12 protein-coding genes and 1 other annotated feature are annotated in these 14,203 nt (G+C 42.5%); all 12 genes read right to left on the bottom strand.

Features of this window, described 5'->3' with window-relative positions:
* Positions 1–3: 3 nt before the first annotated feature.
* The 12 genes from cysS to J7I96_RS25415 all read right to left on the bottom strand — a co-directional run bounded on the left by cysS (position 4) and on the right by J7I96_RS25415 (position 13,847).
* Positions 4–1,401 carry a cysteine--tRNA ligase gene (gene cysS, locus J7I96_RS25470; protein ID WP_214773329.1) on the bottom strand — a complete coding sequence of 466 codons (1,398 nt, stop codon included), beginning with the start codon at positions 1,399–1,401 and terminating at the stop codon, positions 4–6.
* 1 nt (position 1,402) lies between these two features.
* Positions 1,403–2,044, bottom strand: a complete 642-nt coding sequence (cysE, locus tag J7I96_RS25465) for a serine O-acetyltransferase (protein ID WP_194719511.1) — start codon at positions 2,042–2,044, stop codon at positions 1,403–1,405.
* 94 nt (positions 2,045–2,138) lie between these two features.
* Positions 2,139–2,387: a binding site (T-box leader), on the bottom strand.
* Positions 2,388–2,429: 42 nt separating this feature from the next.
* Positions 2,430–3,887, bottom strand: a complete 1,458-nt coding sequence (gene gltX, locus J7I96_RS25460) for a glutamate--tRNA ligase (RefSeq protein WP_095394230.1) — start codon at positions 3,885–3,887, stop codon at positions 2,430–2,432.
* Positions 3,888–3,976: 89 nt separating this feature from the next.
* Positions 3,977–4,456 carry a 2-C-methyl-D-erythritol 2,4-cyclodiphosphate synthase gene (gene ispF / locus J7I96_RS25455; RefSeq protein ID WP_057276469.1) on the bottom strand — a complete coding sequence of 160 codons (480 nt, stop codon included), beginning with the start codon at positions 4,454–4,456 and terminating at the stop codon, positions 3,977–3,979.
* A gap of 14 nt (positions 4,457–4,470) precedes the next feature.
* Positions 4,471–5,160, bottom strand: a complete 690-nt coding sequence (gene ispD, locus J7I96_RS25450) for a 2-C-methyl-D-erythritol 4-phosphate cytidylyltransferase (protein ID WP_214773330.1) — start codon at positions 5,158–5,160, stop codon at positions 4,471–4,473.
* Between the two features lie 21 nt (positions 5,161–5,181).
* The gene (locus tag J7I96_RS25445) at positions 5,182–6,279 is read right to left on the bottom strand and encodes a PIN/TRAM domain-containing protein (protein WP_214773331.1); all 1,098 of its coding nucleotides are present in this window, start codon (positions 6,277–6,279) and stop codon (positions 5,182–5,184) included.
* A gap of 226 nt (positions 6,280–6,505) precedes the next feature.
* The gene (gene disA / locus J7I96_RS25440) at positions 6,506–7,579 is read right to left on the bottom strand and encodes a DNA integrity scanning diadenylate cyclase DisA (RefSeq protein WP_063595517.1); all 1,074 of its coding nucleotides are present in this window, start codon (positions 7,577–7,579) and stop codon (positions 6,506–6,508) included.
* Between the two features lie 2 nt (positions 7,580–7,581).
* Positions 7,582–8,970: a DNA repair protein RadA gene (gene radA, locus J7I96_RS25435; RefSeq protein WP_214773332.1), complete on the bottom strand. Its 1,389-nt coding sequence runs from the start codon at positions 8,968–8,970 to the stop codon at positions 7,582–7,584.
* Between the two features lie 198 nt (positions 8,971–9,168).
* The gene (gene clpC / locus J7I96_RS25430) at positions 9,169–11,610 is read right to left on the bottom strand and encodes an ATP-dependent Clp protease ATP-binding subunit (RefSeq protein WP_214773333.1); all 2,442 of its coding nucleotides are present in this window, start codon (positions 11,608–11,610) and stop codon (positions 9,169–9,171) included.
* 129 nt (positions 11,611–11,739) lie between these two features.
* Entirely contained in the window at positions 11,740–12,816 is a 1,077-nt protein-coding gene (gene mcsB, locus J7I96_RS25425) for a protein-arginine kinase McsB (protein ID WP_053537034.1), read from the bottom strand.
* Entirely contained in the window at positions 12,813–13,364 is a 552-nt protein-coding gene (gene mcsA, locus J7I96_RS25420; RefSeq protein WP_214773334.1) for a protein-arginine kinase activator protein McsA, read from the bottom strand. The genes mcsB and mcsA overlap by 4 nt, the downstream gene beginning before the upstream one ends.
* Before the next feature lie 21 nt (positions 13,365–13,385).
* Positions 13,386–13,847, bottom strand: coding sequence for a CtsR family transcriptional regulator (locus J7I96_RS25415; protein WP_048677843.1), 462 nt, complete (start codon positions 13,845–13,847; stop codon positions 13,386–13,388).
* Positions 13,848–14,203: the final 356 nt, after the last annotated feature.

Here is a 14,203-nt window from a genome sequence, read left to right as displayed (position 1 = left end):
TAATTACCCTCTTTTCCATCTTGTACCTTGAGGGGTATCCTCTAATATGATATTCATGTTTTTCAAGCGATCGCGAATTTCATCGGATAATCCAAAATTGCGGTCTTTCCGCGCTTGAATCCTTTGCTGTATCAATCCTTCAATTTCTTCATCCAGAAGCCCCTCTTCTTCAAGGGACAAACCGAGGACAGAAAATAAGGTGTTGAATTTATCAAGGAAAGCATCAATCACTTCCGTGTCCGTGTTTTTCTCCATCAAGTAATAATTTGCCTGTTTGGAAAGTTCAAAAAGCATGGATATTGCATTAGCTGTGTTGAAATCATCGTCCATTTCCTTAATGAATTGTTCATGTAAATCATTCAGCTTCTCCAACCAAACATCATTATTCTCAGTCAACCCGTCACTTACTTGAAGGCGATGCTTTAAATTTTGATATGATGTCCTTAAGCGTTCTAGGGACGCTTTTACATTTTCAAGCACTTCTTCACTATAATTGATCGGATGACGGTAATGTACTGATAACATAAAGAAGCGCAACACTTGTGGATCATGCTTCTGAATGATGTCATGCACAAGGACGAAATTGCCTAAGGACTTAGACATTTTTTCATTCTCAATATTTATATACCCATTATGCATCCAATAATTCGCAAAAGTCTTACCCGTCAATGCTTCGGATTGTGCAATTTCATTTTCATGATGCGGGAATGCCAGATCTTGACCTCCTGCATGAATATCGATGGTGTCCCCCAAATACTTTTTGACCATTGCGGAGCATTCGATATGCCAGCCAGGACGCCCCTTGCCCCATGGGCTCTCCCATGATATTTCGTCATCCTTGGCCGCTTTCCAAAGGGCAAAATCAAGGGCATCTTGTTTTTTCTCCCCTATTTCAATACGCGCCCCCACTCGAAGCTCATCGATGGACTGATGTGAAAGCTTGCCATATCCCTCAAACTGGCGAGTGCGGTAATACACATCCCCTTCAGATTCATAAGCGAATCCTTTCTCGATTAATGCAGAGATGAATTCAATGATTGCATCCATATTCTCCATTACGGTCGGGTGAGCATCCGCTTTTTTGCAGCCCAATGCCGACACGTCTTCGAAATACGCCTTGATGAAACGCTCCGATATGGTCGGGACATCTTCCCCCAATTCTTTTGCCGCGCGAATCAGCTTATCATCCACATCCGTGAAGTTCGAAACGAATTGCACATCATATCCACGGTAATCCAAATACCTACGAACGGTATCGAATACGATTGCCGGTCTTGCATTGCCAATATGAATGTAATTATAGACAGTGGGTCCGCATACATACATCTTCACCTTTCCCTCTTCAATCGGGACGAAGGTTTCCTTTTTTCTCGTTGCTGTGTTATATATTTTAATCGCCATATTATAGACTCCTTTCTTCCTGCTTCTGTTCGGCCAACCTTGCCCTTAAGGCTCTGATTTCACTATCCAATTCCTTAAAGCGATCAGCGATTGGATCAGGAAGATCACAATGATTTAGATCTTTATTGATTTTGATACCATCTTGTATGACCACTTTACCTGGAATGCCCACCACTGTAGAATTAGGTGGCACTTCCTTTAAAACGACCGATCCCGCACCGATTTTCGAGTTTTCCCCAACAGTGATGGAACCCAGCACTTTTGCTCCTGTAGCTATTAAAACATTATCCTTTATCGTGGGATGACGTTTTCCCTTTTCCTTTCCGGTCCCCCCAAGGGTTACACCTTGAAAGACGGATACATTGTCGCCAATTTCACAAGTTTCGCCAATGACGATCCCCATTCCATGGTCAATGAAGAAACGACGGCCAATCGTAGCCCCTGGATGAATTTCGATTCCGGTAAAAAACCGGCTGATTTGAGATATGCTTCTCGCCAGGAAAAAGAATTTCCTCTTAAATAGTGCGTGAGCCATCCTATGACTCCAAATCGCATGTAAACCCGCGTACGTCAATATGACTTCCAAATAGCTGCGCGCAGCAGGATCTTGATCAAAAACCACTTCGATATCTTCTTTAAACATCTTTAACAAAATGATTCCCCCCTATGTTCCGTCCTTTTCCAACATCCCCTTTTGAAGCTTTTAAAGCATATAAAAAAGCGTCTCTGTCCAAATAGACAGAGACGCTTGAAGCGCGGTTCCACTCTGTTTGGAATGTACGAACCAGGTATAGCTTTTTCCTGTTTCTTCATCCCCAACTTTAATCCCTGTAACGGAGGACATTCCGCCTGTGCCTACTATAGGTTAGTTCAGCAAAGGACTCAAGGGTGCATTTCAGAAAACGAGAGGCCTGAACCACTTTCAGCAGGTTATGGTTCTCTCTAAAAAGCTTCGTTAACTTACTTCTCCCCATCTACGCGTTCTTTTGTAAGATTATTAAATACTATATTACATTTTTGACAAATTGTTAATATAAAATACTCTGAATACGCTGTTTAATTTTTTCTTGGCCCAGTAATGAAATTGCCTTAGGCAAGTCAGGACCATGTGTTTGACCCGTGACGGCAGCCCTTATCGGCATGAATAATTTTTTTCCTTTATGCCCTGTACTTTTTTGTACGGCTTTAATCGACTTCTTGATTTCATCCGCATTAAATTCTTCAAGCCCTTCGATCTCCTGAAGGAAAGCTTTCATGACTTCAGGTACCTGTTCTTCGGCCAGCACTTCCTTAGCTTCTTGCTCGAACTCGACCTCATCCTTGAAAAACAGTTCAGAAAGCTCGACTATTTCCGCTCCATAGCTCATCTGTTCTTGAAAAAGTGAAACAAGCCCATGAACCCACTCTTCTTCTTCGGCGGTCAGTGTCTCTGAAACCTTCCCGGCTTTAATTAAGTGAGGCAATGACAATTCCACCGCACGATTGACGTCCAATTGCTTCACATATTGGTTATTCATCCATGTAAGCTTTTGCTTATCGAAAAGTGCAGGTGATTTAGACAGGCGGTCAGCATCGAAAAGATTAATGAATTCTTCCTTCGTGAAAATCTCTTCCTCCCCGACCGGAGACCATCCTAGTAATGTAATGAAATTGAATAAAGCTTCAGGCACATAACCAAGCTCTTCATATTGTTCAATGAATTGGATGATCGACTCATCACGTTTACTCAGTTTCTTCCTGCTTTCGTTTACAATCAGCGTCATATGTCCGAATACCGGCGGTTCCCAGCCGAAAGCTTCATAAATCATCAATTGTTTTGGAGTATTGGAGATATGATCATCACCGCGAAGGACATGGGAAATCTTCATCAAGTGATCATCGACGGCCACTGCAAAGTTATAAGTTGGAATGCCATCTTTTTTAACGATGACAAAATCACCAAAACCATCTGTTTCAAATGAAACCTCATCCTTGACCATATCTTTGAAAGTAAGGACCTTCCCAGCTGGAACGGCAAAGCGAATGCTCGGTTTTCTTCCTTGTGCCACTAATTCCGCTTGCTCTTCCTCAGTTAAATGCTTGCACTTCCCGGAATATTTTGGCGTTTCATTGCGTTCGACCTGTCCTTCACGCTCCGCTTCAAGCTCTTCCTCCGTACAATAGCATTTATATGCTAAACCCTTATCCAAAAGCTCTTGATACAATTCCTGATAAAGGTCGTTCCTTTCGGATTGACGATATGGACCGTATTCACCGCCAACATCAACACCTTCATCCCAATCCATGCCAAGCCATTTCAAATATTTAAGCTGACTTTCCTCTCCACCTTCGATATTTCTCTTCTGGTCGGTATCTTCAATACGGATGATGAATTTCCCGCCTTTATTTCGTGCGTATAAATAATTAAATAAAGCAGTCCGTGCATTACCAATATGTAAATGTCCAGTCGGACTCGGTGCATAGCGAACTCGAATATCGCTGCTCATGATATATATAGACCTCCCAGTCGTTCTATTCTATTGTTTATATTATCATTTAAATACATTGGGATAAAGGCATCGACTCTAAAAACGATTTAGTTTGATTTGACCAATAAGACAACAGCCTGTGCCGCGATTCCTTCGCCCCTGCCTGTAAATCCTAGTTTCTCCGTTGTGGTCGCCTTTACATTAATCCTGTCAATCGAGGAATCTAAAAGTTCTGCAATCCTGCCTCGCATTTCCTCGATATACGGTGCCATTTTAGGGCTTTGTGCAATGATTGTACAATCCGCATTGCCTAGGGAATATCCTTCTTTTTTTACGATCGCCCAAATATATTGCAGCAGTTTTGCCGAATCGGCATCTTTAAATTCAGGGTCGGTATCCGGAAAATGCTTACCGATATCCCCTGCACCAATTGCCCCCAAGCAGGCATCGGCAACAGTATGCAGAAGGACATCCGCATCCGAATGACCCAGCAGCCCTTTCTCATACGGAATCGTAATCCCGCCAATTATCAAAGGCCTGCCTTCCACTAGTTGATGAACGTCATATCCTTGTCCTATTCTAAACATATCATTCTCCCCAATCATCGTTTTCCATGTTGTTGTTTATGTAAAATCGCTTCTGCAAAATAAAGGTCTTCTTGAGTCGTAATCTTAATATTATCATAATTGCCCTCAATAATAACTACCTGTTCATTGATCCGCTCTAGTAAACTTGCATCGTCCGTCCCTAAAAATTCTTCTGCTTCTGCCTGTTCATACGCACTTTTTAATATGGATACACGAAAAGCTTGTGGAGTTTGCACCGCCCACAAGCTTGATCGTTCCACTGTTTCCAATACCTTTTTGTTTGCCGCTTTTTTAATCGTATCCTTAACGGGCACTGCAATTACGGCACCTCCATGAAGGGAGGCGGCAGTAGTCAATTCACCGATTTGACCTAGGGTAATAAAAGGGCGGGCACCGTCATGGACCAGAACGATGTCTTCTTCTGCATGTTGCAGTCCATTATAAACGCTTTGTTGGCGCTCCTTGCCACCCATGACCAGTTTCTTGATCTTTTTAAGACCATACGCTGCTATCAATTGATTGAAATATTCCTTTTCTGCCGGGTTTATCGAAAGGATAATCCCCCGACAGTCAGGATCTTCTTCGAAGACACGCAGTGTATAAACAATGATCGGGATACCAGATAGTTCAATAAAAAGTTTATTCTTGCCCGCTTTCATTCTTTTGCCTTGTCCTGCTGCAGGGATCACTACTTCATAAAACATAACGGTTTCTCCTACTCTTCTTTATAATGCTTTTTCTAATAGTTTCGGTTTAGCGAATATCATCCGGCCTGCAGAGGTTTGCAATACACTTGTGACAAGTACATCGATCCGTTTCCCGATATGGTCACGGCCACCCTCGACAACGATCATGGTTCCATCGTCCAAATAAGCGATTCCCTGGTTCTGCTCTTTCCCGTCCTTTATGACCTGAACGTTCATCTCTTCCCCAGGAAGTACAACAGGTTTTACGGCATTGGCCAGGTCATTGATATTAAGTACCGCCACATTTTGAAACTCGCATACTTTGTTTAAATTGAAATCATTGGTAACGACCATTCCGCCGGATATTTTGGCAAGCTTCACCAGTTTACTGTCCACTTCCTGAATGTCTTCAAAATCCCCCTCGTACATCTCCACTTTAATCGGTAGGTCTTTTTGAATCCGATTCAAGATATCCAAACCCCGCCTTCCACGATTCCTTTTCAAAGCATCAGATGAATCGGCAATGTGCTGCAATTCGTTCAATACGAATTGAGGAATGACTATGGTACCCTCCAAAAAGCCTGTCTGACAAATATCCGCAATTCTGCCATCAATGATGACGCTTGTATCAAGAATCTTCAGGCGCTTGCTATACCCCTCTTCATCCTCTTCGCTGACTTCACCATCCGTGTTCTTTTTCTTATTGCTTTTCGTGAATAAACTCAATAGCTCATCACGTTTTTTAAAGCCTACCTGAAAACCAAGATATCCAAATAAAAGCGTAAGGATGATAGGAACCACTGTATTCAAAAAGGGAACCTTGATGGCACTGAATGCGTATCCAACCAGGAACGCTGCCAGCAGTCCAACTAAAAGACCTACGCTGCCAAAGATTATATCCGTAATTGGTATCTTTACAAGCTGTTCCTCCAGCCATTTCATAAAATAGATCACGTGATCTACTGCCCAAAAAGTTATAAGATAAAAGATAATGGCACCCAACAGTACACTTACATAAGGATTGTTTAATAAAGCAATATCGTCTGCATGTAAAACAATTAATAATTCCGGAATAAGCAACATACCAAGTGTTCCGCCGACTATTAAGAAGCATGCTTGTATAATGCGTTTTAACATCCCTTTCACCTCCTTCTACTCATTATTGACCAATAAAATAAAATGAAACCTTCGAAAATTCGTTTTCACTATATACGTTAAATTCACTTAAGGAATTAGTGGATTTACAAATATGAATTCATCTCTTTTTCGTAATATTAGCCTAGCACCCTGAGTTTTGAGTGTCAAAAATAAACACCAATCAATTTCAAGCCCATTCAGGAGTTTTATAAAAGCCGGCCGAACCTTACATCCTTCTATTTGTGACCAGCTGATTTTTCAAAATCCGGAGTCCTTCTTTAATTTTATTGGCCCGGACTTCACCTATACCCTCCACATCGTCAAGGTTTTCAACCGTAGCTTTATTGACTTCACTAAAGCTTCCGAACTGTTTCACCAAATTTTCGATGATCAAACCCGGCAAGCGTGGGATTTTATGAAGAATACGGTAACCACGGGGATGTACTGACTCATCAAGATGTATATATCCATGATAGCCCAACACCTTAAGTAGAATGCTTTCATCCAATTTTTCCTGCATGGCCAACTCTTGAAGCCTAAAAATGATTTCCTCGGGATTTTCATCGTTACTGGAGGTATAATCCTTGATAAGCCATTTCCCTTCCGTTTCAATATCTGCCAGGATTTCATTCATTTGCAAACGGATCAGCCTTCCTTCCGTACCAAGCTCATTAAGGTACGTTAGCAGCTCCGCCTTGATCCGGAGCACCATCACATAACGGTGAAATACCTGCAAAAGATCGGCATAGGTCACGATTTCCTCAAACTCGAGCGCTCCTAAAACCGATATGCTCTGCTGCAGGACCACCTTGTATTTTTCCAAGGTCTGGATGGCTAAATTAGCCTTGGCAAGTATGACTCCTATATCTTTAAGGGCATACCGGAAATTGCCCTGATATAAAGTGATGACATTCCGGCGTTGTGAGATTGCGATGACCAACGACTTGGTCTCCCTTGCCACTCGTTCCGCTGTCCTATGCCTCATTCCCGTTTCAGTGGAAGGTGTACTGTTATCAGGCACTAATTGGGCATTTGCGAAAATGATCTTATCGGCGGTTTCATTTAAAATGATGGCCCCGTCCATCTTCGCCAACTCATATAATGTGCTGGGGGTACAGCTGCAGTTGATTTCGAAGCCGCCATCCACGATCGTTCGCACCTTCTCGTTATAACCGACCACTATCAAACCGCCCGTATTTGCCCTCAAAACATTTTCGATGCCCTCCCGAAGCGGGGTACCCGGTGCTACGATTTGCAGAATTTCCAATTTTGTTTTCTCATACCCTTTTTTATCTGTCATGCTTAACCCCCTAACGATTGTTTAAGAGCCTCCGAAACCGATGAAACACCAATGATCTTAATACCTTTTGGCGCGGTCCACCCTCCTATATTATTAGCCGGTATGATAACCCGCTCAAACCCTAATTTAGCGGCTTCCTGCACCCTTTGTTCAATTCGTGACACCCTTCTCACTTCACCAGTCAGCCCCACTTCACCAATGATGCAATCTGCTGGGTTTGTTGGTTTATCACGGAAGCTTGATGCAATGCTTATTGCGACAGCGAGGTCGATTGCCGGTTCATCCAGCTTGACACCGCCAGCAACCTTTAAATACGCATCTTGGTTTTGGAGCAGCAAGCCCACTCTCTTTTCCAGGACAGCCATTAAAAGCGAAACTCGATTGTGGTCAATTCCCGTGGCCATCCGCCTCGGATTGCCAAAACTCGTAGGAGAAATCAATGCTTGAATTTCAACAAGCACCGGCCTTGTGCCCTCCATGGATGCGACGACTGTGGACCCCGAAGCTCCTTGCGACCGTTCTTCAAGGAAAATTTCCGATGGATTCGCAACCTCTTCCAATCCATGTTCTTTCATTTCAAAAATACCCATCTCATTCGTCGAACCAAAGCGATTTTTAACCGCACGTATAATTCGATATGTATGGTGTCTTTCCCCTTCAAAATATAATACGGTGTCGACCATGTGCTCAAGCAGCCGTGGTCCCGCAATGGCCCCTTCTTTTGTAACGTGACCGACGATAAAAATCGCGATCCCGTTCGTTTTAGCAATGCGCATGAGTGAGGCTGTGCATTCCCTCACTTGTGAAACGCTTCCAGGGGCAGATGTAACCTCCGAATGGTAAACCGTTTGAATCGAGTCAATAATGACCAAATCCGGTTTAACGTCTGCAATTGCCTGTTGGATATAGTCCATATCGGTTTCAGAATAAACGAATAGATTTTCCGACATGGTCCCAAGCCGGTCCGCTCTCAATTTGGTCTGCTTGACTGATTCTTCACCTGATATATAAAGCACTTTTTTCTGTTTATGCGCCAATTGGGATGATACCTGTAAAAGCAGGGTGGACTTACCGATACCTGGGTCCCCTCCGATCAATACAAGTGATCCCTGTACGATCCCTCCCCCAAGAGCACGATTCAATTCCATTAAATCCGTCTTAATGCGTGGTTCTTTTTCTGATTGAATAGTCGTTATGGGTGCTGCCTTATCCCGTTCCCCGGAAACTCTAACCTCTGAATGGGTAAAAGCGCCTTTTCTTGCAGGTTTAACGATTTCTGTTTCCTCGACCATTTTGTTCCATTCACCGCAGCCTGGGCATTTCCCCATCCATTTCGCGGACTCATACCCACAAGACTGACACATGAATTTTGTTTTCTTTTTTACAGCCATAAATTACTCCTCTTTCTTTGGAAAAAATATCTATATTAAGGATATTATATCTCTGTTTTATTTAATCCTTCTTAAGGATAAGTTTTTTTAAAAAAATATTCACTTTGCTTGTCCCATATATACTCATATCTACCTATAGATAAAAAACAGAGGTACACTGCAAAAGAATCTGCGTGTACCTCGAAGTTTAGGACTAGGTTATTCACTTACATTAACAGGCTCGCCTTGTCGGATTGCAAACTCATTATTCACGACATCCATTACGACCGTTTGCCCTTTTTTCACGTTGCCTTTAAGCAACTCTTCGGATAGATAATCCTCTACATGCTTCTGAAGCGCCCTGCGGATTGGCCTTGCCCCATATTCCGGATCAAAACCTTCCGTGGCAATTTTTTCTCTAGCCGCATCTGTCAGCTCCAAGTATATCTCCTGTTCTTTCAAACGGGTAGTAAGCTGATTTGACATTAATGTAACGATTTGTTTCAAATGATCCTTCTCTAATGAGTGGAACACGATAGTTTCATCAATACGATTCAGGAATTCCGGACGGAATGCACGTTTGAGTTCTTCGATCACTTTCCCTTTCATATTTTTATAGTCCTGACCAGTATCCTGGATGTTAAAGCCGACATACTTATCAGTTTTCAAGGCAGATGCCCCTACATTCGATGTCATAATCAGAATGGTATTCCTGAAATCGACAGTACGCCCCTTTGAATCTGTCAGTCTTCCGTCTTCCAACACTTGAAGAAGAATATTGAAGACATCCGGATGCGCCTTTTCTATTTCATCAAGCAGAACGACGGAGTATGGTTTCCTCCGCACTTTTTCCGTTAACTGACCGCCTTCTTCGTACCCAACATATCCTGGAGGCGATCCAACAAGACGTGAAGTCGAATGTTTCTCCATATATTCGGACATATCGATGCGGATCATGGCATCTTCATCACCAAAAATGGATTCAGCCAAAGCACGGGCTAGCTCGGTTTTACCGACCCCTGTAGGCCCCAAGAAGATGAATGAACCAATTGGACGCTTAGGATCTTTCAAACCTGCCCTTGCACGTCGTACTGCTTTAGAAACCGCAATGACGGCCTCTTCCTGCCCAATTACACGATCATGGAGGATTGACTCCATATTAAGCAGTTTGTCTGACTCCGTTTGCGCCAACTTAGTGACCGGCACTCCCGTCCAGCTGGATACGACGTGTGCAATGTCATCCACAGTCACTTCACTGTTTTCCTGCCCTTGTTTTTCTTTCCAAGTTTTTTTCGTTTCTTCCAATTGTTCTCTTAAGCGTTGTTCTGTATCGCGAAGCGAAGCAGCTTTTTCAAATTCCTGACTCTGAACGGAAGCATCCTTTTCCTTGCGAACATCATCTAGTTTCACTTCAAGTTCCTTTAGGTTAGGTGGCGTTGTGTATGAGCGCAGCCTAACTTTGGAACCAGCTTCATCAATCAAGTCAATCGCTTTATCAGGTAAAAAGCGATCGGAAATATAACGGTCTGATAATTTGACTGCAGCATCAATCGCTTCGTCAGTAATCGATACGCGGTGATGTGCCTCATAACGGTCACGAAGACCTTTGAGAATTTGGATGGATTCCTCAATTGTCGGCTCATCGACTTGGATTGGCTGGAAGCGACGTTCAAGGGCAGCATCCTTTTCAATATACTTGCGGTACTCATCCAAAGTTGTAGCACCGATACATTGTAATTCACCACGGGCCAATGATGGTTTAAGGATATTGGAGGCATCAATGGCACCTTCTGCACCACCTGCACCAATCAATGTATGCAATTCATCGATGAATAGGATGATATTACCCGCCTGGCGTATTTCATCCATGACTTTCTTCAACCGGTCCTCAAATTCACCCCGGTATTTAGTGCCAGCCACAACAGTACCCATATCAAGTGTCATGACGCGTTTATCACGTAAAATCTCAGGTACCTCATTATTGATGATCTGTTGGGCAAGCCCTTCAGCAATGGCTGTTTTACCAACGCCAGGTTCACCGATCAATACTGGGTTATTTTTTGTACGACGGCTTAATACCTCAATGACACGCTGTATTTCCTTACTTCTTCCGATAACCGGATCCAAGCTTCCTTCCCTGGCAATCGCCGTTAAATCACGGGCAAGGCCATCCAGTGTCGGCGTGCTTGCATTTGCAGCGGCTGAACCTTGATGACCACCTGATTCATTGCTGCCCAAAAGCTGTAATACTTGTTGTCGAGCTTTATTTAAACTTACTCCCAGATTATTCAATACGCGGGCAGCGACACCTTCCCCTTCTCGAATAAGACCTAGAAGGACATGCTCTGTCCCAACATATGAGTGACCTAATTTTCTTGCTTCATCCATGGAAAGCTCAATGACCTTCTTGGCTCTTGGGGTATAATGTATCGTTTGAGCCGTATCCTGTCCACGGCCAATTAAATTTTCCACTTCTTTCTGAATCTTCTCCGGACCCAATCCAAGAGCGAATAATGCTTTGGCTGCAATACCATCACCCTCTCGAACCAGGCCCAGTAAAATATGTTCCGTGCCAATATTATTATGACCTAAACGGATTGCCTCTTCTTGAGCTAATGCTAATACTTTCTGGGCTCTTTCAGTAAAACGACCAAACATCATAGGGAATTCCTCCTTTAGAATTTTCGTTTTGAATAAAGTTGCTGGCAATACTCTAAGTAATGGCAGAAGCTTATTCTTGCTCCATATCTATTAATGAAATTTAATTCTCCCTAAAGAGGTCAATAACCTCTATGAGGAGGAAGATTCCGTGAAATTTAAGCGTTCCCGGATGAGTGCTGCTCTACGGATATCCCTTTCATGGGGTCTTAAAGGGCCGCCAGCGTACTTTTGTAAAAATCCCGACTGCGTCAAAATCATCAATTCATTTAGAATGCTTTTGGAAATATTCTTTATATACCCAAGATCTATCCCTAACCTAACATCGGAGATACATGTAGCTGCTTCCTTGGTCTCGATGATTCGAGCATTGGACAAAACCCCATATGAACGGAAAATTCTATCTTCTAATTGTATGTGGGAAGTCCTCGCTAATGCATCCCTCGCTGACCGTTCCTGGGCTATGATTTGTTGCACTACACTCGTTAGATCTTCAACGATGTCCCTTTCCGATTTTCCAAGAGTGATCTGATTGGAAATTTGAAAAATATTCCCCAACGCCTGACTTCCCTCTCCATAAATCCCTCGAACCACCAACCCCAATTGGTTGATAGCCGGTATGATATTATTCATCTGCTGTGTAAGGACCAGGCCCGGCAGATGCATCATGACTGAAGCCCTTAACCCAGTTCCCACATTAGTCGGACAACTAGTTAGGTATCCTCTTTCTTCATCATATGCATAGTCTATGGATTCTTCAATCCAATCGTCAAGAACATTTGCAATCTTTAAGGTTTCCTTTAGCTGCAATCCCGACATTAAACATTGAATACGGAGATGGTCCTCTTCGTTTATCATGATACTTATTTCTTCATTTTCCGAAAGGAGACAAGCGCTTTTCGCTGAATCTTCAACTAAATGAGGACTGATTAAATGTTTTTCAACCAGAACGCGCTTTTCCAGTGGCTGCAATTGGTCAATCTCTAATAGTTCCAATTTTCCAATCTCCGGGGTTACTTCCTCTTCGATTCTTTTTTTGACCAATTCAATGATTTTATTAGCTTCTTCGTTCGAAAAGGAGGTTGGGAAGGTAAAGTCTTTGAAATTCCTGGCCAGCCGAATCCGCGAACTCAATACAATATCGATTTCCGGCCCTTCGGCACTCATCCAGGAACTCAAGGCGTTTTCTACAAACTTTTCCAAGCTCATAATTCCTCGCCTCCCTCTTGTGCTTCATACCTTTTTTCAAGGGAACGAACCTTATCTCTTACTTCTGCCGCTTTCTCAAACTCCTCTTGATCAATGTGGACCTTTAAAACTTCTTTCAAATCCAAAATTTGCTTTCGAAGATATATGGTGCCGCCAATCCTTTTTGGAATTTTTCCTATGTGTGCTGTATTGCCGCTATGAACCCTCTTTAAAATGGGATTTAACTGTTCATTGAACGTTTTATAACATTCGGCACAGCCAAACTTGCCAATATGGACAAATTCTTTATAAGATCGATGGCAATGCGGGCAACGTCTCTCCTCCGTTTTCGGAAATGCATTTGCCTTTGTCTGTTGAATATTCGACTCCATATTCAACAATCCTGCTAATAAATTATTTATTGAAAAACCAGGTCCACCTGCCTCCATGAACATTTCACCTTTTTCCTGAGCACATTTCTCACAAATCATGACTTCAGTCTTTTTTCCATTGATGATTTTGGTGAAGTGCAGGGTAGCAGGCCTTTGATGACATTCTTGGCAAATCAACGTTCATCACCTCTGCCAGTTTCATTTATATTTTAAAGTCGTAAGCATCGCAGTTAAAATTCTTGCCCTAAGCTCATCGCGGTCAGGCAGGTCGATATAAATCACCGATCTATCTATGACGCTCATCATAATCTTTGCTTCTCTTTCATTAATGACGTCTTCATTCATCAGCCGTGAAATTACTCCTTCAGCCATCGATTGAGTTACCCTGGAACCAATAAGCGATAATAATTGGTTGATAAGTTGCACGGAATCCTGTGATTCCACTTTCATGATGCGTATATAACCGCCGCCTCCACGCTTACTCTCTACAACATAACCTCTCTCGATGGTAAACCTGGTATTGATTACGTAATTGATTTGAGAAGGAACACACTGAAATTTATCTGCTATTTCACTTCTTTTAATCTCCAAGATATCTTTTTGACTTATTTCAAGTACCTGCTTCAAATAAGTTTCGATAACATCAGATATGTTTCTCACTCAGCCTCCTCCATTCTGACTTTGACTATATTTGACTATTATTATACAAGGAATAATGCATTTTGCAACTTAAACGCACTTTCTTTCTGTAATATCCATTTTCTCCAAATTATATGTAGTTACATACCCCATTGAACATTAAAGTTGAAATATCTTACATAAATACCCTATATTAATGGATGTAAAACCTGAAATTTTTCTTCTCCTTAAGGTTTCACCACTTAAATTCTGCCCCATTTCCCCAGCTCATCCATTCCTCCTCATGATATGACTACCAATTCAAATAAGGCCAGTCCGTGCTGTCCCTGAAAAAGGAAATTTTTTTTAATTACAAACAAAAAAAGACCAGCCGGATG

This window comes from Bacillus sp. ISL-78 (genome assembly GCF_018613455.1).
Lineage (GTDB): Bacteria > Bacillota > Bacilli > Bacillales > DSM-1321 > Peribacillus > Peribacillus frigoritolerans.
This window is presented reverse-complemented; position numbering and strand designations above follow the sequence as displayed.